Raw genomic sequence first — 23,037 nt, forward strand, 5'->3', positions numbered from 1 at the left:
GACAAGTTGCTCGCAAAGCGGCTCCCGCAGCTGCTTCCGTAGGTCTCCTGCACCCTCGCGCGTCCCCTGGAGAAACCGTGTCCACGTCCTCGTCGAGTACCGCCATGCCGAGAAACGCCGCCCTCGGCGGTGCCCTCGCCGTCGTCGCCGCGCTCGCCCTGAGCGCCTGCGGCGCCGCCCCCGACAACGCGTCCACCGCCGCCGACGGCAAGAGCGCCGCCACCGCCACGTCCGCCGCCGACCTCGGCGGCATGGACAAGCTGGTCGAGGCGGCCAAGAAGGAGGGCACGCTGCACGCCATCGCGCTGCCCCGCGACTGGGCCAACTACGGCGCCCTCATCGACGGCTTCCAGAAGAAGTACGGCATCAAGATCGAGGTCGAGAACCCCGACGGCTCCAGCCAGGACGAGATCAACGCCGTGACCTCGCGCAAGGGGCAGGACCGCGCCCCCGACGTGCTGGACCTCGGCAGCTCCTTCGCGATCAGCGCCGCCCAGCAGGGGCTCCTCGCCCCGTACAAGGTCGAGGCGTTCGCCGACATCCCCGAGGGCCAGAAGGACGCGCAGGCCCGCTGGTTCAACGACTACGGCGGCTACATCTCCATCGGCTGCGACGCGAAGCGCGTCAAGGAGTGCCCGAAGACCTTCGCCGACCTGCTGAAGCCGCAGTACAAGGGCCAGGTCGCCCTCAACGGCAACCCCACCAAGTCCGGCTCGGCCTTCGGCGGCGTGTACGCGGCGGCGCTCGCGAACGGCGGCTCCTTCGACGACATCCAGCCCGGCCTCGACTTCTTCGCCAAGCTGAAGAAGAACGGCAACTACACGCCCGTCGAGTCGACGCCGGCCACCGTCGAGAAGGGCGAGACGCCCATCAGCATCGACTGGGACTACCTCAACGCCGGCTACGCCGAGGAGTTCAAGTCCAAGGGCGTCGACTGGCAGGTCTCGGTCCCGAGCGACGGCCAGTTCTCCCAGTACTACTCCCAGGCCATCAACAAGGACGCCCCGCATCCCGCGGCCGCCCGTCTGTGGCAGGAGTACCTCTACAGCACCGAGGGCCAGAACCTGTGGCTCAAGGGCTTCGCCCGTCCGGCGCTGATGACCGCCATGGACAAGGCCGGCACCCTCGACAAGACGGCCGCGGCCAAGCTGCCCAAGGTCTCCGGGACGCCCTCCTTCCCGACCGAGGAGCAGCAGAACAAGGCCAAGACGGTTCTCGGCCAGGGCTGGGCGAAGGCCGTCTCCGGATGACGACCACCCTCACCCGGGTCGACACGGCGACCGCCGCTCCGCTGAAGCGGCGGCGCCGTGCCGTCGGCGGCCGGCTCGCCGTCCTCCCGCTCCTCGTCTTCACCGCGCTGGCCTTCGGGCTCCCCGCCCTGGCCATGCTGAACGGCGCCTTCACCGTCAAGGACCCGGCCACCGGCGCGACCTCGTACACCACCGACAACCTGACGAACTCGCTGCAGGGCGCCTACCTCACGGCCCTGCTCGGCAGCGTCAAGCTGTCCGCGGTCTCCGCCGCGCTCGGCGCCCTGTGCGGGTTGCCGCTCGCCCAGGCCGTGGTGACCTCCCGCTTCCGCGCGCTGCGCGAGGCCGTGCTCACCGCGTCCGGGGTGCTCGCCAACTTCGGTGGCGTCCCGCTGGCCTTCGCCTTCGTCGCCACGCTCGGCAACGCCGGTGTGCTGACCCGGCATCTGGGCCTGAGCGACAAGGGCTGGGACCTGTACAGCTTCTGGGGCCTGGTCCTGGTCTACCTGTACTTCCTGATCCCGCTGATGGTCCTCACCATCACCCCCGCCCTGGAGGGCCTGCGCTCCCAGTGGCGCGAGGCGGCGCAGAACAACGGCGCGACGACCGCGCAGTACTGGCGGCACGTGGCCCTGCCCGTCCTGCTGCCCACGCTCCTCGGCGGGTTCGTCCTGCTCTTCGGCAGCGCCTTCGCCGCGTACGCCACCGCCGCCGCCATGGTGGGCAGCTCGATCCCGCTGGTCACCCTCCAGATCGCCGACGCGCTCTCCGGCAACGTCCTGGTCGGGCAGGAGAACGTGGCGCTCGCCCTCAGCCTCGACATGGTCCTGGTCGCCGGCCTGGTGATGGCCGTGTACCTGCCCCTGCAACGACGGAGCGCGCGATGGCTCGCCTGAACCTGTGGCGGTGGGGCGTGCTCGGCCTCGCCGGCCTGTACTTCCTGGTACCGCTGGCCGCGTCGGTCGTCTTCACGGTCGACGTGCCGGGACAGGGCCTCACCTTCGACGCCTACACGCGCATCTTCTCCACCGAGGGCTTCGTCTCCAGCCTGCTGCTCTCGCTGGAGCTGGCCGTCGCCACCATCGTCGTCGTCCTGCTGCTGATGGTGCCCGCCATGGTGGCGCTGCGGCTCGGCGCGCCCCGGCTGCGGCCGGTCGTCGAGATCGTGTGCTCGCTGCCGTTGGTGGTGCCGCCGATCGCGTTCGTCGCCGGGATCGGGACGGTCCTGAAGTGGGGGCCGGAGCATCTGTCCCGTACACCGCTGTTCCAGACGTTCGTCGCGATCCAGAACCCGGACTTCCCGTTCGTGCTGGTCCTGGCGTACGTCGTGATGGCGCTGCCCTTCGTGTACCGGGCCCTGGACGCCGGGCTGCGGGCCATCGACGTCCGCACCCTCGTGGAGGCCGCCCGCAGCTGCGGCGCCGGCTGGCCGCAGGCGCTGATGCGGGCCGTGCTGCCCAACCTGCGCGGCGCGCTGCTCAACGCCTCCTTCCTCACCCTCGCCCTGGTGCTCGGCGAGTTCACGGTCGCGCAGCTGCTGGGCTTTACGCCCTTCGCCGTGTGGATCGTGAACGTCAGCGGCTCGCAGGCCCAGCTCTCGGTCGCCGTGTCCGTGCTGAGCCTGCTCGTGACCTGGGTGCTCCTTCTCGTGATGGCCGGTTTCGGCGGCCGTACCCGTACCGACTCCCGGGGATGATCATGACCGTGCTCGAAAAGACAGCCGAAGCGACGGCCGTGCAGGCCGCCACCGTCGAATTCCGCGGCCTGCGCCGGGAGTTCGGGTCCACCGTGGCCCTCGACGGACTCGACCTGACCGTCGCACCCGGTGAACTCCTCGCCCTGCTCGGCCCGTCCGGCTGCGGCAAGACCACCGCCCTGCGCATGCTCGCCGGGTTCGAACACCCCGACTCCGGTCAGGTGCTGGTGGACGGCGAGGACGTCACCGCCATCCCCGCGCACCGCCGCGACGCCGGGATGGTCTTCCAGTCGTACAGCCTCTTTCCGCATCTGAGCGCCCTCGACAACGTGGCCTTCGGACTGCGCATGCGCAAGGTGCGCACCGCCGAACGGCGCGCCCGCGCCGCCGAGTTGCTGGAGCTGGTCGGACTCGCCGACAAGGGCGAGCGCTATCCGCACGAGCTCTCCGGCGGTCAGCAGCAGCGCATCGCCCTGGCCCGGGCGCTCGCCCTGCGCCCGCGCGTCCTGCTCCTCGACGAGCCGCTCTCCGCGCTGGACGCCAAGGTGCGCCTGACGCTGCGCGAGGAGATCCGGCGGCTCCAGCGGGAGCTCGGCATCACCACCCTGTTCGTCACCCACGACCAGGAGGAGGCCCTGTCCATGGCCGACCGGGTCGCGGTCATGCGCTCCGGACGGCTCGAACAGTGCGCCGAACCCGCCGAGTTGTACGGCCGGCCCGCCACCGCCTTCGTCGCCGAGTTCGTCGGCACCATGAGCCGGATCCCGGGCACGCTCGTCGACGGCGGGGTCGAGGTCCTCGGCCGGCGGCTGCCCGTCGACGGCGACGCACCCTCGGTGTCCGAGGTCGACGTGCTGGTACGGCCGGAAGCCGTGGCCGTGCGCGCCGACGACGCCTCCGACGCGCGAGTGGTCGCCACCGCGTTCCTCGGTGCCACCACCCGGCTGACGGTACGGCTCGCCGACGGCACCGAGGTGAAGGCGGACCTGCCCGCCCACGAGTCGGCCGCGCTGGGCGCGGGCGCCGCGGTGAGCGTGTCGCTGCCGGAGCGGCCCGTGCTGGTGGCCGAACGCAGCCGCTGACCCTCGTACCACCCACCTGATCCCCCCACGCAAGAAAGAGACAACCGTGACTCGACTCCCGCTCCAGGCCGTCCTGTTCGACATGGACGGCACGCTCGTCGACACCGAGCGACTGTGGTGGGAGGCGGTGGAGCAGATCGCGGGCCGGGCCCTGACGGAGGCGGACGAGGCGGAGGTGCTCGGCCGGCCCGTCGAGCACACCGCCGACTGGCTGGCCGCGGCCACCGGAGCGCCGGCCGCCGATCTCGCCGACGCGCTCCACCGCGAGTTCGCCGACCGGGTCCGCGCCGGCATCGTCCCGCGCCCCGGCGCGCTCGACCTGCTCGACGCCCTGGCCCGCGACGGTGTCCCCACGGCCCTGGTCACCGCCTCGCCCCGAGCCGTCGCCGACACCGTCCTCGAAGCCCTCGGCGCGAGCCGCTTCGCGGTCTCCGTCACCGCCGACGACACCGACCGCACCAAGCCCGCCCCCGACCCCTACCTCGCCGCCTGCCGCGCCCTCGGCGTCGACCCCGCGGCCTGCGTCGCCGTCGAGGACACCCGCACCGGCGTCAGCTCCGCCGAGGCGGCCGGCTGCACGGTCCTCGCGGTGCCCTCGCTCGCCCCCATCGAGCCGGCCCCGGGCCGTACCGTCCTGCCCAGTCTGGAGGGTGTCACCACCCAGCGGCTGCGCACCCTGCCGGCTGCCGCCCCGGCCGCGCCCGAACTGCGCGTCATGAGCTGGAACCTCTGGCACGGCGGCACCAGGGTCCACGACCACCTGGCCAAGCAGCTCAAGGTCATCGCCGAGACCGGTGTCGACGTGGTCGGCCTGCAGGAGACGAACGGCACCGCCGCGCAGGACCTCGCCGAAGCCCTCGGCTGGTACCACCACCGGGCCGGCGAGAACCTCGGCATCATCAGCCGCCACCCGATCACGGCCCGCTTCGGCGACCCGGCCGTCGGTTTCTACGGCGCGGCCGGCGTACGTGTCCGGGTGGGCGAGCGGGAGGTCGACCTGTGGACGGCCCACCTCGACTACACGCCCTACGGTCCGTACGAGTCCGCCTTCGACGGGCTCCCGGCCGCCGAGCTGATCGCGCACGAGCAGGTGCGTCTGGCACAGATGCGGGACGCCCTGCGCCGGATCGAGGAGGCGGCCGCGCCCGGCGTCCCGGTCGTCCTCGTCGGCGACTTCAACAGCCCCTCCCACCTGGACCGGACCGACGTCGAGTGGCCGGTGACCAGGGCGGCCGAGGAGGCGGGCCTGCGTGACTCCTACCGTGAGGCCCACCCGGACCCGGCCGCCCACCCCGGCCACACCTGGTCGCCGATCCACACCCTGCACGAGGACGGCAGCGGCCGTCCGGAGCCGCAGGACCGCATCGACTTCGTGCTGCACCGGGGGCTGCGGGTGCTGCACTCCGAGACCTGCGTCAGCGGCCACCCGCGCCCCTGGCCGGATGTGGAGCACAACGAGTGGCCCTCCGACCACGCCGCCGTGATCACCACATTCTCCCTGCGCGAGTGAGTCTCGGGCGCCTACCATCGGTGCCATGACCTGGCGACATTGATCCACCAGCCGTGCCTCCCGAGGGCCGCCTCGGACGCCGTACCCCCGGTGTCCGAAACGTCCCTGCGGGAAGGCCTCATGACACTCTCACCTGCGCGTGTGCCCGCCACCGGTGTCCGGCGGCTGACGACCACGCTGTACGGCTACGCGTTCCTCGACGACTTCGTCCTGCTCTACCCGGTGTACGCACTGCTGTTCGCCGACACCGGCATGTCGCTGTGGCAGATCTCCTCCCTGTTCGCCCTGTGGTCGATCACCGGCGTGCTCCTCGAGGTGCCCTCCGGGGCCTGGGCCGACGCCGTGTCGCGGCGCCGCCTGCTGTGGATCGGCCCCCTGCTCACCGCCGCCGGCTTCGCGCTGTGGGTGGCCGTCCCGTCGTACGGGGCCTTCGCGGCCGGCTTCGTGCTGTGGGGCGCCGGCGGGGCGCTCGGCTCCGGCGCCCTGGAGGCGCTGGTCTACGACGAGCTGGACCGGCTGGGCGCGGCCGGCCGGTACGCCGCGGTCATGGGCCGGGCCCGGGCCGCGCGGCTGCTGGGCACCGTGTCCTCCATCGGCCTCGCGGCGCCCGTGTTCGCCGGGGGAGGCTATGCGGCGGTCGGTGCCGCGAGCTTCGCGGCCTGCCTGCTGACCGCCGCCGTCGCGACCCGGTTCCCCGAGCACCGGGTGCCACCGGAGACCGGCGACGACAGCTGGGCGACGACCCTGCGGACCGGACTCGCCGAGGTCCGCGGGGACCGCACGGTCCGTGGCGCCCTGCTGCTGGTCCCGGCCGTCGCCGCGGTGTGGGGCGCGCTCGACGAGTACACCCCGCTGCTGGTCCGCGACATCGGCGTGGCCGAGGCGACCGTGCCCTACCTGATCATGCTGATCTGGGCCGGCGTCACCCTCGGCAGCCTCCTGACCGGACCGGCCGAACGCCTCGGCACGACCGGGCTCGCGGCGCTTCTCGCGGCCAGTGCCCTCGCCCTGGCCGTCGGCGCCGCAGCCCGCTCCCTGGCCGGCATCGCGCTGGTGAGCCTCGCCTTCGCCGGGTTCCAGCTGGCCGAGGTGCTCGCCGACGTCCGCCTCCAGCACCGCATCGACGAGTCCCGCCGGGCCACCCTCACCTCGGTGGCGAGCCTGGGCACCGAGCTCGCCACGGTCGCCGCCTTCGGCGTGTACGCGCTGCTCGGCACGGACGCGGCGCACAGCACCGTGTTCGCGGTGCTCGCGGTGCCCTACCTGCTGACGGCGGCGGCGCTGGCTAGAAGTCGGGCCGCCACGGCACGACCGTGAAGTCGCCCGTCCCCTTCCTGACCTTCTCGAAGGGGGCGGAGCCCACGCACTTGGGCAGCTCCTTCGTCTCGACGGGGCTGCCCGTGGAGGCCCAGCTGTAGCCGAGCCGGTCGCGGCGGCCGACGTCATGGACGGTGATGCCGACCCGCTTGCCCTCGGCGCCCGGCAGGTCGGAGTCGGTGATCACTCCCGAGACGACCGCCACCTTGCCGCCGGTGACCAGGCAGTCGACCTTCGCCTTCGCCCGGGCGCCCTTGCCGTTCAGGTAGTGGCTCCACTCGAAGGTGCCGGTCGCCTTCATCGGGTCGGCGGTGTCCTTCGCCGCCAGGTGGGCGTCGAAGGAGAACGTGATGTCGTCCCCGGCCGACCGGTACAGCTTGGCGGTGCCCGTGAGCGCGGCCGCCTCCCGCGGCCGCGGTGCGTCGTCGGACGCGGTGGCGGCGGAGGCCGCCGTGGCGCAGAGCAGCAGTGCGGAGCCGAGCACGAGGATCTTCGTACGGCGGTTCATCGCGGTCCTTTCCCCAGGTCAAGCGGTCGGTCACCACTCTCCCGGGGGCGCTCGCGCGGCACATCGCACCGGGGGCGGGACCCGGTCTCCGCCGCCCGGCGGGGACCGGACCGGGCCCTGCGCCCCGGGAACGAGCGGAACTACACCTGAGGTCGCGCAACGAATCGCCGCCGACCCCCCGGCGCACGCAACAAACCGCTCACCGGCGCGCAACGGCTCCTTCTTGTCCGGCCCGGTCAGCCGCCCGTACCTTCTAGATGGCCCCCACAATCACCCTTTCGCCCCGGTGAGGACACGCATGCGCACCGCCCTGCTCCAGAGCTCCGGCCGCCCCGGCTCGACCGTCGAGAACCTCAAGGTCCTCGACGAGGCCGCGGGCCGTGCCGCCGCCGCGGGCGCCGGGCTGCTGGTGGCGCCGGAGATGTTCCTCACCGGGTACGCGATCGGCGACGACATCGCCCGCCTCGCCGAGCCCGCCGACGGCGACTGCGCGGACGCGATCGCCGAGATCGCCACGCAGCACGGCCTGGCGATCGTCTACGGCTACCCCGAGCGCGACGGAGACGTCGTGTTCAACTCCGCCCAGCTGATCTCCGCCGACGGCACCCGGCTGGCGAACTACCGCAAGACCCATCTCTTCGGCTGCTTCGAGCGCGACCACTTCACGCCCGGCGAACAGCAGGTCGTCCAGGCCGAACTCGACGGCGTCCGGATCGGCATCCTGATCTGCTACGACGTCGAGTTCCCTGAGAACGTCCGGGCCCACGCCCTCGCCGGCACCGACCTGCTGCTCGTCCCGACGGCGCAGATGCACCCGTTCCAGTTCGTCGCCGAGTCGATGATCCCGGTGCGGGCCTTCGAGAACCAGATGTACGTCGCGTACGTCAACCGGGTCGGCCAGGAGGGGGAGTTCGAGTTCGTCGGCCTCTCCACGCTCGCCGGCCCCGACGGAGTCGCCCGCACCCGGGCCGGCCGCGCCGAGGAACTCGTCCTCGCCGACGTCGACCCCGCCTTCGTCGCCGCCTCCCGCGAGGCGAACCCGTACCTGGAGGACCGCCGCCCCGGCCTCTACGGCTCGCTCGTCTGAATCCCCCCGCTTCCCCTGACGCAGTCGCAAGGAGTCCGTACCCCATGACGTCCATGGTGCCCAACGCCGTCGAGCACGCCGACGAGCAGCAGCAGCCGCCGATCACCATGTTCGGCCCGGACTTCCCCTATGCCTACGACGACTTCCTCGCCCATCCGGCGGGGCTCGGCCAGATACCGGCGACCGAGCACGGCACCGAGGTCGCGGTCATCGGCGGCGGCCTGTCCGGCATCATCGCCGCCTACGAGCTGATGAAGATGGGCCTGAAGCCCGTCGTGTACGAGGCCGACGAGATCGGCGGCCGGCTGCGCACGGTCGGCTTCGACGGCCCCAGCACCGAGGGCCTGACGGCCGAGATGGGCGCGATGCGCTTTCCGCCGTCCTCCACGGCGCTCCAGCACTACATCGACCTGGTGGACCTGAAGACCAGCCCGTTCCCCAACCCGCTCGCCGAGGCGACGCCCTCGACCGTCGTCGACCTCAAGGGCGAGTCGCACTACGCCGAGACGATCGACGACCTGCCGCAGGTCTACCGCGACGTCGCCGAGGCGTGGAACAAGTGCCTCGAAGAGGGCGCCGACTTCTCCGACATGAACCGGGCCATGCGTGAGCGCGACGTGCCGCGCATCCGGGAGATCTGGGCGAAGCTCGTCGAGAAGCTCGACAACCAGACCTTCTACGGCTTCCTCTGCGACTCCGAGTCCTTCAAGTCCTTCCGGCACCGCGAGATCTTCGGCCAGGTCGGCTTCGGCACCGGCGGCTGGGACACCGACTTCCCGAACTCCATCCTGGAGATCCTGCGCGTCGTCTACACCGAGGCCGACGACCACCACCGCGGCATCGTCGGCGGCTCCCAGCAGCTGCCGGTGCGCCTGTGGGAGCGCGAGCCGGAGAAGATCGTCCACTGGTCGTACGGCACCTCGCTGGCGTCCCTGCACGAGAACGGCGCGCCCCGCCCGGCCGTGACCCGGCTGCACCGCGCCGCGGGCAACCGGATCACCGTGACCGACGCGAACGGCGACATCCGCACCTACCAGGCGGCGATCTTCACCGCACAGTCCTGGATGCTGCTGTCGAAGATCGCCTGCGACGACTCGCTCTTCCCGATCGACCACTGGACCGCGATCGAGCGCACCCACTACATGGAGTCCTCGAAGCTGTTCGTGCCCGTCGACCGGCCGTTCTGGCTCGACAAGGACGAGGAGACCGGCCGGGACGTCATGTCGATGACGCTCACCGACCGGATGACCCGCGGCACCTACCTCCTGGACGACGGCCCGGACAAGCCCGCCGTCATCTGCCTCTCGTACACCTGGTGCGACGACAGCCTGAAGTGGCTGCCGCTGTCCGCGAACGAGCGGATGGAGGTCATGCTGAAGTCGCTCGGCGAGATCTACCCGAAGGTCGACATCAGGAAGCACATCATCGGCAACCCGGTGACCGTCTCCTGGGAGAACGAGCCCTACTTCATGGGCGCGTTCAAGGCCAACCTGCCCGGCCACTACCGCTACCAGCGCCGCCTGTTCACGCACTTCATGCAGGACCGGCTGCCCGAGGACAAGCGGGGCATCTTCCTCGCCGGCGACGACATCTCCTGGACGGCCGGCTGGGCCGAGGGCGCCGTCCAGACCGCGCTGAACGCGGTCTGGGGCGTGATGCACCACCTCGGCGGGTCGACGGACGCAACCAACCCCGGCCCGGGCGACGTCTACGACGAGATCGCGCCGGTCGAGCTGCCCGAGGACTGATCCCGGCCGGCGGGCGCGGCCGTCAGAGCCCGGCGGCCCGCACCGCCTCGTACACCTCCGCGGCGACGTCCTTCAGTTCCTGGGCGTCGCGCGCGAGGCCCTGGAGCTCGAAGAAGAACTCCTCCAGCCCGTCCGCGGCGTGCGCGGCAAGGTCCTCGACGATCTGGTCGACGCTGCCCTGGAACGCGGCGCGGTCGTCGCCGTCGTACGCCTTGGGGCTGTACTGGACGTTGATCCGGACCACGGCCTGGATCGGCTCGGTGCGTCCGCGTTCGGCCGCGAGGTCCTGCAACTGCCGCCACTGCGAGGCGAGTTGCTCGGCGCCCATGGCGATCGGCATCCAGCCGTCGAGGCGGTCGACGAGCCGGGTCATCGCCTTCTTGCTGTTGGTGGGCACCAGGATCGGGATCGGCCGGGCGGGCTTGGGCGCCACCACGGCCGAGGCGACCCTGGAGTGCGGGCCCTCGTAGGACACGGGGTCGGGCCCCCACACGGCCCGGCACACGTCGATGATCTCGTCGAGGACCTTGCCGCGCTCCTCGAACGGGGCCACGCCTGCCGCCGCGTACTCGTCGAGCGACCAGCCGGTGCCGAAGCCCGCCACGACCCGGCCGCCGCTCGCCGAGTCCAGCGTGGCGAGCGCCTTGGCGAGCTGGAACGGGTTGTGCAGGGGTGCCACCAGGACGCTGGTGCCGAGCCGGGCCCGCTCGGTGGCCGCCACCGCCAGGGTCAGCGTCACCAGGGGATCCGGCACGCCCCGGTACATGTCGGGCCACGCCAGCCCTTCGATGCCGTACAGGCCCTGGGTCTGGGGTTCGGGGAACAGGGCCCGCTCGTAGACCCACAGGCTCTCGTAGCCGATCCGCTCGGCGGTGCGCGCGACGTCCGGTACGTCACGGCCGATGTCGTACTGCTGTGCTTGAGGGAGGCTGAGCCCCAGCCGAAGGGCCATCCGTACGCTCCTTTGCGTCGGTCCGTCACAGATCGGTTCGGATCCGTCACTGACGGTTCAATCATCAACTTAACTCGGGTACCCGCGTGGGTCAGGTGTACCGCGCGGTGTGGCCGAGATCAGTCCGCCAGTGGCGTGAGCAGCATGCGTCCCGCGAACCCCACCGCCGCGTCGAGCCGCTCGGTGAACTCCTCGGCGACGTCGGGAAACCCGCGCAGGGCCCACAGCGCCCGGGCCGACGACCAGGTGGCGTCCCGCGCGCGCTCCAGGCTCCAGGAGCCGAGCAGATGGGTGAGCGGGTCGGCGATCTGGAGCAGGTCGGGACCCGGCATCAGATCTTCGCGGATGCGCTCCTCCAGCGAGACGAGGAGATCACCCACGCGATCGAACTCGTCCTCCAGATCGCGGGGTTCGCAGCCGAGGCTACGACAGGCGTCCACCACGGCGAGCGCCAGATCGTGGCCGATGTGCGCGTTGATGCCCGCGAGCGCGAACTGCAGCGGTCGTACGCCGGGATGGCGCCGCATCTGGAACAGGGGCCGCCAGCACGCGGGTGGACGCCGTTCGTCCTCGGCGCTCTCCACGGCCGCGAGATACCGCTCCGCGAACCGCACGTCCAGCGTGATCGCCGCCCGCGCGTCCGTGAACCGGCCGCTGTCGATGTGCCGGTCGACCGCCTCCGTGACGGCGAGGTAGACGCGGTTGAAGACGGCGACACCGTCGCGTTCGGGGAGCATCGCTTCAAGGGAGCGCATACGGGAGACGACCGCGTCCACGGCTGTGGTGAATTGTTCGCATTGCGCCATGGGGGCAATGTCCCAGCTTTAGGGTGGCCGCAGTGTCGGCGGGCCCGGCGCTTCCCCAGAACGGGGGACGCGCTCGCTGTGGGGGAGGGGGAGCAGGACCGTGCCAGGCTCACGCGCCCAGCGACTGGCCGCGCGCAGGACCGAGCGCAGGAGGGCCGCCCGGCGCGGCGTCATGGCGGTGGCGGCCTCGGTCGTGGTCGCCGTCGGCGCGATCACCGGGATGGTCTCCGCGCTCGACGACCGCAGCGGCAGTGACGAGGCCGGGCCGCCCCGGGTGACGCGCTCCCCGAGCCTGGAGTCCCTGCCGCTCCTGCCGTCCGCGTCCCCGTCGGTCACGAAGTCCCCCTCACCGACGTCCGCCTCGCCCACCCGGCCGCGGGAGAAGGCCACCCCCACGCCCTCGCCCCCACGGGCCGAGAGGAAGCAGAGCACGGCCGTGGTTTCCAGCCGCCTCTACCGGCACCCCGACTCGCAGGTCCTCGAGTGGGTCCGCGACAACCCGGCCGACCCCCGGCACGCCGTCATCGCGTCCCGGATCGCCGCGCAGCCGGCCGCGGTCTGGTTCGCCGACTACACCCCCGACACCATCACCGCCCGGGTCCGCGCGGTCACCTCGGGCGGCTCGGCGCTCGGCCGGGTGCCGGTGGTCGTGCCGTACGCCATACCGGACCGGGACTGCGGCGGGTACTCCGAGGGCGGGGCGCCCGGGCTCGACGCCTACGACGACTGGATCGACCGGTTCGCCGCCGGACTCGGCACCGGGGATGTCATCGTCGTCCTGGAGCCCGACTCCGTCGCCCAGGCCGAGTGCCTCTCCGAAGGCGCCCGCGCCGATCGCTTCGCCTCCCTCGCCCGCGCGGGCCGCGTCCTGAAAGCGGCCAACCCCAAGGCCCGCGTCTACTACGACGCGGGGCACTCCGGCTGGAACACGCCCGCCAAGCAGGCGGAGTGGCTGCGGCAGGCCGGCGCCGCCTCGACCGCGTCCTCCGACGGCGTCTTCAGCAACGTCTCCAACTTCCACACCACGTCCGGCGAGATCGCCTACGACCGGCAGGTCCTCGACGCCCTTGGCGGCCCCGCGAGCCTGGGCGCCGTCATCGACACCAGCCGTAACGGCGCCGGCGCCCCGGCGGACGGGGAGTGGTGCGACCCCTCGGGCCGCAAGCTGGGCCGGGCACCGACCCTGGCGACGGGCGAGTCGCGGATCGACGCCTACCTGTGGGTGAAGCTGCCGGGGGAGTCGGACGGCTGCAAGGGCAGGCCGGGGACGTTCACCGCGTCGTACGCCTACGAACTGGCGCGCTGAGTCCGCCTACGGCTTGGCACCCTCGGGCTCGGCGCCGGTGCCGCCCTCCTCGTCGTAGGACGACGTCCCCTCGTCGAGGAGCGGCTCCTGTGTCTTGAGGTGGGCCGGGGCGAACGCCCGCAGGGCGTGGTAGCCGGTGATGACGACCAGCGTGCCGAGCGCGATGCCGCTCAGCTCGAAGGTGTCGGTGAACTCCATGGTGACGTTGCCGACGCCGATGATGATGCCCGCCGCGGCCGGCACCAGGTTCAGCGGATTGCGCAGGTCCACCCCGGCGTTGATCCAGATCTGGGCGCCCAGCAGGCCGATCATGCCGTACAGGATGACGGTGATGCCGCCGAGGACGCCGCCCGGGATGGCGGCCACGATCGCCCCGAACTTGGGGCAGACGCCGAAGAGCAGCGCGAAACCGGCGGCGGCCCAGTAGGCGGCGGTGGAGTAGACGCGGGTCGCGGCCATCACGCCGATGTTCTCGGAGTACGTGGTGTTGGGCGGGCCGCCCACCGCCGTGGAGAGCACCGAGGCGGCGCCGTCCGCGGAGATCGCGGTGCCCAGCTTGCTGTCCAGGTTGTCGCCGGTCATCTCGCCGACCGCCTTGACGTGCCCGGCGTTCTCGGCGACCAGGGCGATGACGACGGGCAGCGCGACGAGGATGGCCGACCACTGGAAGGAGGGGCCGTGCAGATCGGGCAGCCCGATCCAGTCGGCCCTGCCGACGCCGGAGAGGTCGAGCCGCCAGTGGTCGGTGACCTTGCCGCTCGCGTCGGCCGAGTGGATCCGGCCGAAGATCCGGTCGAAGGCCCAGGAGATCCCGTACCCGAAGACCAGGCCCAGGAAGATCGCGATCCGCGACCAGAAACCGCGCAGGCAGACCACGGCCAGACCGGTGAACAGCATCACCAGCAGCGCCGTCCACTGGTCCTGAGGCCAGTACGTGGAGGCCGTCACCGGCGCCAGGTTGAAGCCGATCAGCATGACCACCGCGCCGGTCACGATGGGCGGCATGGTGGCGTGGATGATCCGCGCCCCGAACCGCTGCACGGCGAGGCCCACCAGGAACAGCACCGCGCCGACGACCAGGACCGCGCCGGTCACGACCGCGCTCGAACCGCCGTCGGCCCGGATGACGGCCGCGACGCCGACGAAGGAGAGCGAACAGCCGAGGTAGCTGGGCACCCGGCCGCGCGTGGCCAGCAGGAAGATCACCGTCGCGACGCCGGACATCATGATCGCCAGGTTGGGGTCGAGCCCCATCAGCACCGGCGCCACGAACGACGCGCCGAACATCGCCACCACGTGCTGGGCGCCGAGTCCGACCGTACGGGGCCAGGTCAGCCGTTCGTCGGGCCGGACGACCGCTCCGGGCGCCGGGGTGCGTCCGTCGCCGTGCAGTTTCCAGCGGACGCCGAGATCCATGGTGCGGTTTCGCTTTCGTCGTGCGGGTGGGTGTCCGGACCATTGTCAGGGACACCGGAGGCGGCGCCGACCCGGGCCCATCAGGGATGCTGAGCGTCCGCTTAGGATGACGGGAGTCAACTCGTACGTCCCAGGAGTCCCGCCGTGACCGCCGAAGCCCCGACCGCGCCCGCCCTGTCCTACGGCCGGCTCGTCCCCGTCACCGTCCACTTCGACGATTTGGACGCGCTCGGCCTGCTGCACAACGCCCGCTACCCGCTGATGGTCGAGCGGGCCTGGGCCGAGCTGTGGCAGGAGCACGGCTTCCGCTTCGAGGGCGACTGGGTCGCCGCCGGCGACGCCTGCAACGCGGTCAAGGAACTGCGCATCGGCTACGAGGCGCCGGTCACCAGGCCCGGCACCTACGCCGTCCACCTGTGGCTGGAGCGGCTCGGCAACACCGGGCTGACGTACGGCTTCCGGTTCTGCTCGGCCGACGGCTCGGTGACCTACGCCCACGGCACCCGGGTCCTGGTCCGGCTGGACGCCGGGACGCTGCGCCCGGCGCCGTGGAGCGAGGGCTTCAGGGCCGCGGGTCGGGAACTGCTGCGTCCGGCCGACTGACCTTCGGACGCTCGCGGTCACCGGCGCGCAGGACGCGCGCGAACACCACGAGCCCGAAGGACAGCACGGTGACCAGGCAGAACGACACCATCAGGCTGGTGGCCTGGGCGATCCCACCGATCGCGCTCGGGGCGACGAGCCCCGAGGTGTAAGTGATCGTTGCGACACCGGCGATGGCGAGCGAGGGGTTGGGGCCGCTGCGGCCCGCCGCCGCGAAGCACAGCGGCACGACCACCGCGATGCCGAGCCCCAGCAGCGCGAACCCGGCCATGGCCAGGACCGGCTGGTCGGACACGATGATGAGCAGTCCGCCGAGTGTGGCGAGGACGCCGCTGAAGCGGACCGTGCGCACGGAGCCGTAGCGGTCCACCACCCTGTCGCCGGCCAGCCGGGCGATCGCCATGGTGAGCGTGAACCCGGTCGTGCAGGCGGCGGCGAGGCCCGCCGAGGTGTCCAGCTGGTCCCGCAGATAGACCGCCGACCAGTCCAGGCTCGCGCCCTCCGCGAACACCGCGCAGAACCCCACCGCGCCGATGAGCAGCGCCGACCTGGGCGGTAGCGCGAACCGGGGCGGCGGCTCCTCGTCCTCGGCCGCCTGCAGGTCGAGGACCCACTGGCAGGCCGCCACGCCGAGGAGCGTGAGCGTGACCGCCGCGAGCGCGTGGTGCAGCCGGGCGTCCGAGCCGAGGTGCGCCGCGAGCGTGCCGGCGGCCGAGCCGACCAGGGCGCCCGCGCTCCACATGCCGTGCAGGCCCGACATGATCGACCGGCCCAGCCGGGTCTCGACCTCGACGCCGAGCGCGTTCATCGCGACGTCCGACATGCCCGCCGTGGCACCGAAGGCGAACAGCGCCAGACACAGCGCCGGCAGGTTGGGGGCGAGCGAGGGCAGGATGAGCGCCAGCGTCCACAGGGCGATCAGACCACGCAGGGCGTTGCGGGCGCCGAAGCGGTGGGAGACGCTGCCCGCCAGCGGCATGGCGAGGGAGGCGCCGAGCGCGGGGAAGGCGAGCGCGATGCCCAACTGGCCCGCGCTGAGGTCGGCATGGTCCTGGATCCACGGCACGCGCGTCGCGAACGAGCCGGTGACGGCGCCGTGCACGGCGAAGACGGCGGCCACGGCGTACCGGGCTCTCCTCACTTCGCGCAGGTCGTAGACCATCCCACTCATTGTGCGACCCTCCCGGTCTTCGCTTCGGCCTGCGTCCGGCGTAAACTATCAGGAACCCTGCCTGATAGATAGGGGATATACCGGCTGCCGCTGCCGCTGCCGCTGCCGCTGCCGCTGCCGCTGCCGTGGCCGTCGTTGGCTGCCGGATGACCGGTCGGTCGTATTCGCCGCCGTCGCTTCCGGCTGCCGGATGTCAGGCCGTCCGTCGCACGACCCGCGATCTGGAAGGATCCCGGCATGCCCGCATCACCGAGCACCGCCCGGGCCATCAACGACCGGCTCGCCCTCCGACTGCTCCAGCAGGAGGGCTCGTTGACGGCAGCACAGCTGAAGCGGCTGACCGGACTGTCCCGGCCGACCGTGGCCGACCTCGTCGAGCGCCTCACCGAAGCCGGGCTGATAGCGGTCGTCGGCGAGGCCGGTGAGCAGCGCCGCGGCCCGAACGCCAAGCTGTACGGCATCGTCGCCGACCGCGCCCAGCTGGCGGCCCTGGACGTCCGTACCGAGGGCGTCTCGGTGGTCGTGTCCGACCTGGTCGGGACCGTCCTCGCCGACGCGTCGGCGCCGATCGGCGGCGACACCGGGACGGGGCCCGCCGTGGAGCAGGCGGTGGCGCTGGTGGAACGGGTCGTGAAGGAGGCCGGGGCGGACCGCCTCCATACGGTGGGGATAGGCGCCCCGGGCCTGATCGACCCGGCGAGCGGTGAACTGCGCGACTCCACGGGCCTGCCCGAATGGCACCGCAGCCTGGTGGCCGCCCTTCAGGAACGGCTTCCCGAGGCCCGCGTCAGCGTCGAGAACGAGACCAACCTCGCGGCCCTCGCGGAGCAGCGTGACGGAGTCGCCGCCGACCGGGACACCTTCGTGCTGCTGTGGCTCGGCCACGGCACCGGCGCGGCGGTCGTCCTCGACGGCGCGCTGCGCCGCGGGGCCTCCGGCGGCACCGGCGAGATCGGCTTCCTTCCGGTGCCCGGGACGACGGGGCTGCCGTCGGCGGTGGACTGCGACGGCGGGTTCCACTCGCTGGCGGGGTCGGCGGCGATCGTGGAACTCGCGGAGTCCTACGGCCTGCCGGTCGAGGACGCCTCCGCGTCCGAGCCGCTCGCGGCCGGCGTCGTGGGAGACGCCGTCGCGCTGGTGACCGGGACGGCGGACGCTCCGGGCCGGCCGGCGCGCGACACGTCCCCGGCCGACCGCTTCCTCGACACCCTCGCCGACCGCCTGGCCATCGGCGTCGCCTCGGTCGTCGCCATCCTCGACCCCGGCTGTGTGGTCCTCGGCGGCGAGGTCGGGCAGGCCGGGGGAGAGGTGCTCGCCGCGCGGGTGGAGGAGCGGATCCGACGGATGTCACCGCTCCCCACTGTGGTGCGGCCCAGCGGCCTCGGCGGCGGCGCCGTCCTGCGCGGCGCGCTGCTCACCGCACGCGACGCGGCACAGGACGAACTGTTCGCACCCCAGGACCGCTGACCGGCACGAGCGATCCGCGTCGCCGGGGGACACCGTGCCCGTCAGGCGCCCCGCCCGCCCCCGGCCCGCCGCCCCAGGTACTCCTCGAACGTCCCCTTGCCCACCGCGCGCTCCGGTGCCAGATGGCCGCCCGAGCGGAAGGCCCGGTACGCCTTGCCCCACAGCGGCACGTTCAGGACGAGCCGCTTGCGGCCCGTGGCCTCGAGATAGGCGCGGGCGAGCGAGTCGAAGCTCCGTACCTCGGGTCCGCCCATGTCGTCGACCCGTCCGGCCGGGGCCGCGACGGCCAGTTCGGCCAGCCGGTCCGCCACCTCGGCGACCTCGACGGGCTGGTCCGGCACACCGGACGGGATCAGCACGACGGGCACCCTGGCCATGGCCCCGAGCACCTTCACCACCAGGTCGTGGAACTGGGTCGCGCGCAGCACGGTCCACTCCAGCCCCGACTCCTCGACCATCCGCTCCACCGCGAGCTTCGCCTTGTAGTAGCCGAGCGGCACCCGGTCGACGCCGACGATGGAGATGTAGACCAGATGCCGTACGCCGGCCTTCCGCGCAGCCGCGATCAGCTGCCCGGCAGCCTTCTCGTCGCCGCCGTTGGTCGAGGTCGCGCAGTGGACGACCGTGTCCACGCCCGCCACCGCGGCGTCCAGGCCGGCACCGCCCTTGCGGAGGTCGACGGCGTACGGCTGGGTGTGCCGGCTGAGCACGCGCACCTCGTGCCCGCCCGAGCGCAGCCGCTCCGTGACGAGCCGGCCGAGGGTGCCGGTGCCGCCGGTCACCAGGATCGTGGTCATGCTCTGCAGTCCCTTCGGACGCCGGGCGCTCCCGGTCGAAGCACCCCTCGCCCACTGGGACCGGGTACCCCGGGTGAATGTGACAGCCGGGCGCCGCGGAGCCCGGCCGGTTCACCCGCGGGCCGGTCACCCCGCCCCGCGGTCGGGCCGCGCTACGCCCGCGCGAGCTGACGGCGCACGAACTCCAGCTTGCCCGGGTTGACCACGGCCCGCGCGTGCGAGATCAGCCCGTCCCGCAGTTCGAACGCCACCACCGTCTTCAGCGTGTCGCCCGTCCAGACGGCCAGGGCGGCCGAACCGTTGACCTCGGCGAGCGTGAAGTCCACGCCGGCCAGGAACGTCCGCGACGCGCCGGCGAGGAAACGGGACACCTTCTCCCGGCCCTCGATCGGCCGCCGCGCCGCCGAGACCTTGCCGCCGCCGTCGCTCGACCAGACGACGTCGGCCGCCAGCAGCTTCTCCAGTCCGCCGAGGTCACCTTCACGGGCCGCCGTGAGGAACGACCTCACCAGCGCCTCCTGCCGCTCGGGCGTCGACTCGAACCGGGAACGCTCCTCACCGACCCGCTGCACCGCGCGCCGGTAGAGCTGCCGGCAGTTCGCCTCGGTCAGGTCCAGCGCCTCGGCGATCTCCCGGTGGCCGTAGGCGAACGCCTCCCGCAGCACGTACACGGCCCGCTCGGTCGGCGTCAGCCGCTCCAGCAGCACCAGCATCGCCAGGGACACCGCGTCCCGCTGCTCGACGGACTCCAGAGGCCCGAGCGCGCCGTCCGCGGTGGCCACCGGCTCCGGCAGCCAGGGGCCGACGTACCGCTCGCGCCGGGCTCGCGCCGAGGTCAGCCGGTTCAGGCAGAGGTTGGTGACGACCTTCGCGAGCCAGGCCGGCGGGTGCTCGATCGTGTCCCGGTCGGCGCCGCTGAAGCGCAGGTAGGCGTCCTGGACGGTGTCCTCGGCCTCCTCCGCGGAGCCGAGCATGCGATACGCCAGACCGAACAGCCGCGGGCGGTGTGACTCGAACTCTTCGGCGGTCGCGCTCGTCATGCCCTCACCCTGCCAGAGGCGTCACGGGCACCGGTTGGGAGACCCGGCGGCGGGCAAGGGCCGTCGTCACCGCCGCCGGGTCGTCTGCGGGGGTTCCAGAGGAAGAGGGATCCGAGGACGGGGAGGTTCCCGCACCCTAAAGAGGACTAGACCATAGCGTCAATAGGTATGGACCAATCCCAAGAGCATTTCCGCACAAGGGAGTTGGCGGCTCGTGCCGTCGCCGTGGAAGTCCATCACAACGGCCTGTGAGCCACCCCACACCCTTCGCCCGTATGGACACCGATCAGGCGTGGCACACTGGCCGTGTACCAGAAGCAGCGCACTCCGGGGTCGGTGAAAGTCCGAACCGGCGGTTACAGTCCGCGACCCGGTCGCCTCCAGCGGCCGGTTGACCAGGTGAAATTCCTGGACCGACGGTTAAAGTCCGGATGGGAGGCAGTGCGCGGCGGGCGGGCATTCGTGCGCGCCGCCGTACCGGTTCGTCCACGGGGCGAGCCCTGTCCGGCGTCGCCCCCGGTGTCCCTGCTCGTACATTCTGTCGTCACCGACAGGCCCCGGAGTCCGTGCCCCTATGTGGCAGGAGGACCCGGGAAGTGTTCACCGGAATCGTCGAAGAGCTGGGCGAGATCACCGCCGTCGAGACCCTCGACGACGCCTGTCGCTTCCGAGTGCGTGGGCCCGTCGTCACCGACGGCGCGAAGCACGGCGACTCCATCGCGGTCAACGGCGTCTGCCTCACGGTCGTCGACCACGAGGGCGACGAGTTCACCGCCGACGTGATGGCCGAGACCCTGAACCGCTCCAGCCTGGGCGTCCTCTCCGTGGGCTCCCGCGTCAACCTGGAGCGCCCCACCGCCGTGGGCGACCGCCTCGGCGGGCACATCGTGCAGGGTCACGTCGACGGCACCGCCGAGGTCCTCGAGCGCAAGCCCTCCGACAACTGGGAGATCGTGAAGGTCTCCCTCCCCGCGGACCTGTCCCGGTACGTCGTCGAGAAGGGCTCCATCACGGTCGACGGCATCAGCCTCACCGTCGTCGACGCCGGCCCCGACTACTTCACCGTCAGCCTGATCCCCACCACCCTCGACCTGACCACGCTCGGCCTCAAGCAGCCCGGCGACCCGGTCAACCTCGAGGTCGACGTCATCGCCAAGTACGTCGAGCGCATGCTGGGCGACCGCCTCTCCTCCGAAGGAGCGACGGACCGGTGAACTCGCTGAACTCCGAGGCCTTCGCCCTGTTCGGCCAGCACATCCTCTGGTCGGACATGATCGGCAACCTCTTCGGCCTCGCCGCCCTCGCCCTCGGCTGGCGGCGCTCCATATGGACCTGGCCCGTGCAGTTCCTCGCCGGCCTGATCCTCTTCGGCGCCTTCTTCGGCCATCTGACCGGCAGCGCGGGCAAGCAGGCGGTCGTCATGGCCGTCGCGCTGTACGGCTGGTGGCAGTGGCAGCGCGGCAAGGACCAGGGCGAGGACGGCCACATCGCCGTACGGTTCGCCACCTGGCGCGAGCGCGGGGCCATGGTCGCGGTGGCCGCCGCCGGCACCGTCGCGGTGGCACTGCTCTTCAAGGCGTACCCGACCCTGTCCTGGGACCCCTGGCCCGACGCCTACATCTTCGTCGGCACCGTCGTCGCCATGTACGCCCAGGCGCGCGGCATGGTCGAGTTCTGGTTCGCCTGGCTGCTCGTCGACCTCGTCGGCGTCCCCCTGAACTTCGCCAACGGCTACGCCTTCTCCGGCTTCGTCTACGTCATCTACGGCGCACTGGTCCTGTGGGGCATGCGCGACTGGTGGCTGCGCTCCCGCAGGAACGCGCGGCCCGTCCTGGAAGGAGCGCCGGCATGACCGCCCACCCGTCACCCGCCACCACCCTGAACGAGGCGCTTCGCGCCGCCCCCTCGATCCCACCGACCCTGTACCGCACCGATGACATCGAGGACCTGACCCTCGACCCGGTCGAGCGGGCCATCGCCGACATCGCGGCCGGCCGCCCGGTCGTGGTCGTCGACGACGAGGACCGCGAGAACGAGGGCGACCTCGTCATCGCCGCCGAGCACGCGACCCCCGAGATCGTCGCCTTCATGATGAGCGAGTGCCGCGGCCTGATCTGCGCGCCCATGGAGCCCGACGAACTGGAGCGCCTGGAGCTCCCGCAGATGGTCCAGGACAACACCGAGTCGATGAAGACCGCCTTCACCGTCTCCGTGGACGCCTCGGGCGCGCACGGCGTGACCACCGGCATCTCGGCCTCCGACCGCTCGACCACGCTCCAGCTCCTCGCGAGCGGCAAGGCGCAGCCGTCGGACCTCGTCCGGCCCGGCCACATCTTCCCGCTGCGCGCCCGCCCCGGCGGTGTCCTCGTGCGCAACGGCCACACCGAGGCCGCCGTCGACCTCGCCCGCCTCGCGGGCCTGCGCCCGGCAGGCGCCATCGTCGAGATCGCCGGCGAGGACGGCGAGATGCTGCGGCTGCCCGAGCTCATCCCGTTCGCCCGCAAGCACGGCCTGACGATCATCTCCATCGAGGACCTGATCACCTACCTGCGCGACACCGAGCGCCCTGAGCACGCGGAGCAGGCCCCGGCCGAGCGCGAGTCGTTCCCGGCCGAGTCCACCGTCCGCCGCGAGGCCGAGGTCCATCTCCCCACCGCCCACGGCACCTTCACCGCGTACGGCTACCGCTCCACCGTCGACGGCGTCGAGCACGTCGCCCTCGTCCACGGCGAGCTCGGCGACGGCGAGGACGTCGTGGTCCGCATCCACTCCGAGTGCCTCACCGGCGACGTCTTCCACTCGCTGCGCTGCGACTGCGGCCCGCAGCTTCAGGCGGCGCTGGAACGCATCCAGGACGAGGGCCGCGGAGTCGTCGTCTACCTGCGCGGACACGAGGGCCGGGGGATCGGTCTGATGTCCAAGCTGCGCGCCTACGAACTCCAGGAGCGCGGCCGCGACACCCTCGACGCGAACCTCGAACTCGGCCTGCCCGCCGACGCCCGCGACTACGGCGCCGGCGCGCGGATCCTGGCCGACCTGGGCGTGCACAGCGTGCGCCTGCTGACCAACAACCCCGACAAGTCCGACGCGCTGCGCGACCACGGCATCGAGGTCACCGAGCGCGAACCGATGCCCGTGCAGGCGGGCGAGCACAACCTGACGTACCTGCGCACCAAGCGGGACCGGATGGGCCACGACCTGCCCTGGCTGGACACGGTCCCCGTGGCCGCGGCCCCCCTGTCCACCTGCACCAACCAGTAACAGCACACCGAGGAGACTCA

General features: G+C 72.1%; 21 protein-coding genes and 1 riboswitch. Of the genes, 14 read left to right on the plus strand and 7 right to left on the minus strand.

Annotation, left to right across the window (positions count from 1 at the left end):
• Positions 1 to 104 precede the first annotated feature (104 nt).
• The 6 genes from ACGFW6_RS28110 (at position 105) to ACGFW6_RS28135 (ending at position 6,855) form a co-directional block, all read left to right on the plus strand.
• Complete coding sequence (locus ACGFW6_RS28110) at positions 105 to 1,250, plus strand: ABC transporter substrate-binding protein (RefSeq protein WP_393515540.1); 1,146 nt, start codon at positions 105 to 107, stop codon at positions 1,248 to 1,250.
• A complete protein-coding gene (locus ACGFW6_RS28115) occupies positions 1,247 to 2,146 on the plus strand; it encodes an ABC transporter permease (RefSeq protein ID WP_393515543.1) in 900 nt (299 codons plus the stop codon). The genes ACGFW6_RS28110 and ACGFW6_RS28115 overlap by 4 nt, the downstream gene beginning before the upstream one ends.
• Positions 2,134 to 2,946, plus strand: coding sequence for an ABC transporter permease (locus ACGFW6_RS28120; RefSeq protein ID WP_393515546.1), 813 nt, complete (start codon positions 2,134 to 2,136; stop codon positions 2,944 to 2,946). The genes ACGFW6_RS28115 and ACGFW6_RS28120 overlap by 13 nt, the downstream gene beginning before the upstream one ends.
• A gap of 2 nt (positions 2,947 to 2,948) precedes the next feature.
• Positions 2,949 to 4,028 carry an ABC transporter ATP-binding protein gene (locus tag ACGFW6_RS28125; RefSeq protein ID WP_393515549.1) on the plus strand — a complete coding sequence of 360 codons (1,080 nt, stop codon included), beginning with the start codon at positions 2,949 to 2,951 and terminating at the stop codon, positions 4,026 to 4,028.
• Positions 4,029 to 4,074: 46 nt separating this feature from the next.
• Positions 4,075 to 5,538 carry an HAD-IA family hydrolase gene (locus ACGFW6_RS28130; RefSeq protein ID WP_393515552.1) on the plus strand — a complete coding sequence of 488 codons (1,464 nt, stop codon included), beginning with the start codon at positions 4,075 to 4,077 and terminating at the stop codon, positions 5,536 to 5,538.
• Positions 5,539 to 5,658: 120 nt separating this feature from the next.
• A complete protein-coding gene (locus ACGFW6_RS28135; RefSeq protein ID WP_393515555.1) occupies positions 5,659 to 6,855 on the plus strand; it encodes an MFS transporter in 1,197 nt (398 codons plus the stop codon).
• On the opposite strand, the gene ACGFW6_RS28140 is transcribed toward ACGFW6_RS28135, so the two are convergent.
• The gene (locus tag ACGFW6_RS28140; protein WP_393515558.1) at positions 6,824 to 7,363 is read right to left on the minus strand and encodes a Repetin; all 540 of its coding nucleotides are present in this window, start codon (positions 7,361 to 7,363) and stop codon (positions 6,824 to 6,826) included. The two genes, ACGFW6_RS28135 and ACGFW6_RS28140, sit on opposite strands and share 32 nt — an antisense overlap.
• A gap of 298 nt (positions 7,364 to 7,661) precedes the next feature.
• On the opposite strand from ACGFW6_RS28140, the gene ACGFW6_RS28145 reads away from it, so the two are divergent.
• Positions 7,662 to 8,450 carry a carbon-nitrogen hydrolase family protein gene (locus ACGFW6_RS28145; RefSeq protein WP_393515561.1) on the plus strand — a complete coding sequence of 263 codons (789 nt, stop codon included), beginning with the start codon at positions 7,662 to 7,664 and terminating at the stop codon, positions 8,448 to 8,450.
• Positions 8,451 to 8,494: 44 nt separating this feature from the next.
• A complete protein-coding gene (locus ACGFW6_RS28150; RefSeq protein WP_393515564.1) occupies positions 8,495 to 10,198 on the plus strand; it encodes a flavin monoamine oxidase family protein in 1,704 nt (567 codons plus the stop codon).
• Between the two features lie 22 nt (positions 10,199 to 10,220).
• Here the strand turns inward: ACGFW6_RS28150 and ACGFW6_RS28155 are convergent, their stop codons facing one another.
• Both ACGFW6_RS28155 and ACGFW6_RS28160 read right to left on the minus strand, forming a co-directional pair.
• Positions 10,221 to 11,150 carry an LLM class F420-dependent oxidoreductase gene (locus ACGFW6_RS28155; RefSeq protein ID WP_393515567.1) on the minus strand — a complete coding sequence of 310 codons (930 nt, stop codon included), beginning with the start codon at positions 11,148 to 11,150 and terminating at the stop codon, positions 10,221 to 10,223.
• A 119-nt stretch (positions 11,151 to 11,269) separates the two neighbouring features.
• Positions 11,270 to 11,956 (minus strand): DUF5995 family protein, encoded by a 687-nt coding sequence (locus tag ACGFW6_RS28160; RefSeq protein WP_393515570.1) that lies wholly within the window; start codon positions 11,954 to 11,956, stop codon positions 11,270 to 11,272.
• A 172-nt stretch (positions 11,957 to 12,128) separates the two neighbouring features.
• On the opposite strand from ACGFW6_RS28160, the gene ACGFW6_RS28165 reads away from it, so the two are divergent.
• Entirely contained in the window at positions 12,129 to 13,262 is a 1,134-nt protein-coding gene (locus tag ACGFW6_RS28165) for a glycoside hydrolase family 6 protein (RefSeq protein ID WP_393515773.1), read from the plus strand.
• 6 nt (positions 13,263 to 13,268) lie between these two features.
• On the opposite strand, the gene ACGFW6_RS28170 is transcribed toward ACGFW6_RS28165, so the two are convergent.
• A complete protein-coding gene (locus ACGFW6_RS28170; RefSeq protein WP_393515573.1) occupies positions 13,269 to 14,678 on the minus strand; it encodes a uracil-xanthine permease family protein in 1,410 nt (469 codons plus the stop codon).
• Positions 14,679 to 14,822: 144 nt separating this feature from the next.
• On the opposite strand from ACGFW6_RS28170, the gene ACGFW6_RS28175 reads away from it, so the two are divergent.
• Positions 14,823 to 15,281, plus strand: a complete 459-nt coding sequence (locus ACGFW6_RS28175) for an acyl-CoA thioesterase (RefSeq protein ID WP_393515576.1) — start codon at positions 14,823 to 14,825, stop codon at positions 15,279 to 15,281.
• On the opposite strand, the gene ACGFW6_RS28180 is transcribed toward ACGFW6_RS28175, so the two are convergent.
• Positions 15,241 to 16,452 (minus strand): MFS transporter, encoded by a 1,212-nt coding sequence (locus ACGFW6_RS28180; RefSeq protein ID WP_393515579.1) that lies wholly within the window; start codon positions 16,450 to 16,452, stop codon positions 15,241 to 15,243. The two genes, ACGFW6_RS28175 and ACGFW6_RS28180, sit on opposite strands and share 41 nt — an antisense overlap.
• A gap of 237 nt (positions 16,453 to 16,689) precedes the next feature.
• Between ACGFW6_RS28180 and ACGFW6_RS28185 the strand changes: the two genes are divergently transcribed.
• Positions 16,690 to 17,919, plus strand: coding sequence for an ROK family transcriptional regulator (locus ACGFW6_RS28185; protein ID WP_393515582.1), 1,230 nt, complete (start codon positions 16,690 to 16,692; stop codon positions 17,917 to 17,919).
• Between the two features lie 41 nt (positions 17,920 to 17,960).
• Here the strand turns inward: ACGFW6_RS28185 and ACGFW6_RS28190 are convergent, their stop codons facing one another.
• Positions 17,961 to 18,716: an SDR family oxidoreductase gene (locus ACGFW6_RS28190; protein WP_393515584.1), complete on the minus strand. Its 756-nt coding sequence runs from the start codon at positions 18,714 to 18,716 to the stop codon at positions 17,961 to 17,963.
• Between the two features lie 152 nt (positions 18,717 to 18,868).
• Complete coding sequence (locus ACGFW6_RS28195; RefSeq protein ID WP_393515587.1) at positions 18,869 to 19,756, minus strand: RNA polymerase sigma-70 factor; 888 nt, start codon at positions 19,754 to 19,756, stop codon at positions 18,869 to 18,871.
• 318 nt (positions 19,757 to 20,074) lie between these two features.
• Positions 20,075 to 20,205: riboswitch (FMN riboswitch) on the plus strand.
• Positions 20,206 to 20,352: 147 nt separating this feature from the next.
• On the opposite strand from ACGFW6_RS28195, the gene ACGFW6_RS28200 reads away from it, so the two are divergent.
• The 3 genes from ACGFW6_RS28200 to ACGFW6_RS28210 are packed head-to-tail and all read left to right on the plus strand — an operon-like array spanning position 20,353 to position 23,017.
• Entirely contained in the window at positions 20,353 to 20,970 is a 618-nt protein-coding gene (locus ACGFW6_RS28200; protein ID WP_393515590.1) for a riboflavin synthase, read from the plus strand.
• Positions 20,967 to 21,608 carry a nicotinamide riboside transporter PnuC gene (locus ACGFW6_RS28205; RefSeq protein ID WP_393515593.1) on the plus strand — a complete coding sequence of 214 codons (642 nt, stop codon included), beginning with the start codon at positions 20,967 to 20,969 and terminating at the stop codon, positions 21,606 to 21,608. Before ACGFW6_RS28200 ends, ACGFW6_RS28205 begins: the two co-directional genes overlap by 4 nt.
• Entirely contained in the window at positions 21,605 to 23,017 is a 1,413-nt protein-coding gene (locus ACGFW6_RS28210; RefSeq protein WP_393515596.1) for a bifunctional 3,4-dihydroxy-2-butanone-4-phosphate synthase/GTP cyclohydrolase II, read from the plus strand. The genes ACGFW6_RS28205 and ACGFW6_RS28210 overlap by 4 nt, the downstream gene beginning before the upstream one ends.
• Positions 23,018 to 23,037: the final 20 nt, after the last annotated feature.

The sequence above is a fragment of the Streptomyces sp. Y7 genome (genome assembly GCF_043195415.1).
Taxonomy (GTDB): domain Bacteria; phylum Actinomycetota; class Actinomycetes; order Streptomycetales; family Streptomycetaceae; genus Streptomyces.

What these genes read in the sequence shown, in the direction of transcription:
- ACGFW6_RS28110 (WP_393515540.1), top strand. Translation starts at nt 105, where the DNA reads ATGCCGAGAAACGCCGCCCTCGGCGGTGCCCTCGCCGTCGTCGCCGCG.
- ACGFW6_RS28115 (WP_393515543.1), top strand. Translation starts at nt 1,247, where the DNA reads ATGACGACCACCCTCACCCGGGTCGACACGGCGACCGCCGCTCCGCTG.
- ACGFW6_RS28120 (WP_393515546.1), top strand. Translation starts at nt 2,134, where the DNA reads ATGGCTCGCCTGAACCTGTGGCGGTGGGGCGTGCTCGGCCTCGCCGGC.
- ACGFW6_RS28125 (WP_393515549.1), top strand. Translation starts at nt 2,949, where the DNA reads ATGACCGTGCTCGAAAAGACAGCCGAAGCGACGGCCGTGCAGGCCGCC.
- ACGFW6_RS28135 (WP_393515555.1), top strand. Translation starts at nt 5,659, where the DNA reads ATGACACTCTCACCTGCGCGTGTGCCCGCCACCGGTGTCCGGCGGCTG.
- ACGFW6_RS28140 (WP_393515558.1), bottom strand. Translation starts at nt 7,363, where the DNA reads ATGAACCGCCGTACGAAGATCCTCGTGCTCGGCTCCGCACTGCTGCTC.
- ACGFW6_RS28145 (WP_393515561.1), top strand. Translation starts at nt 7,662, where the DNA reads ATGCGCACCGCCCTGCTCCAGAGCTCCGGCCGCCCCGGCTCGACCGTC.
- ACGFW6_RS28150 (WP_393515564.1), top strand. Translation starts at nt 8,495, where the DNA reads ATGACGTCCATGGTGCCCAACGCCGTCGAGCACGCCGACGAGCAGCAG.
- ACGFW6_RS28155 (WP_393515567.1), bottom strand. Translation starts at nt 11,150, where the DNA reads ATGGCCCTTCGGCTGGGGCTCAGCCTCCCTCAAGCACAGCAGTACGAC.
- ACGFW6_RS28160 (WP_393515570.1), bottom strand. Translation starts at nt 11,956, where the DNA reads ATGGCGCAATGCGAACAATTCACCACAGCCGTGGACGCGGTCGTCTCC.
- ACGFW6_RS28165 (WP_393515773.1), top strand. Translation starts at nt 12,129, where the DNA reads ATGGCGGTGGCGGCCTCGGTCGTGGTCGCCGTCGGCGCGATCACCGGG.
- ACGFW6_RS28170 (WP_393515573.1), bottom strand. Translation starts at nt 14,678, where the DNA reads ATGGATCTCGGCGTCCGCTGGAAACTGCACGGCGACGGACGCACCCCG.
- ACGFW6_RS28180 (WP_393515579.1), bottom strand. Translation starts at nt 16,452, where the DNA reads ATGAGTGGGATGGTCTACGACCTGCGCGAAGTGAGGAGAGCCCGGTAC.
- ACGFW6_RS28185 (WP_393515582.1), top strand. Translation starts at nt 16,690, where the DNA reads ATGCCCGCATCACCGAGCACCGCCCGGGCCATCAACGACCGGCTCGCC.
- ACGFW6_RS28190 (WP_393515584.1), bottom strand. Translation starts at nt 18,716, where the DNA reads ATGACCACGATCCTGGTGACCGGCGGCACCGGCACCCTCGGCCGGCTC.
- ACGFW6_RS28195 (WP_393515587.1), bottom strand. Translation starts at nt 19,756, where the DNA reads ATGACGAGCGCGACCGCCGAAGAGTTCGAGTCACACCGCCCGCGGCTG.
- ACGFW6_RS28210 (WP_393515596.1), top strand. Translation starts at nt 21,605, where the DNA reads ATGACCGCCCACCCGTCACCCGCCACCACCCTGAACGAGGCGCTTCGC.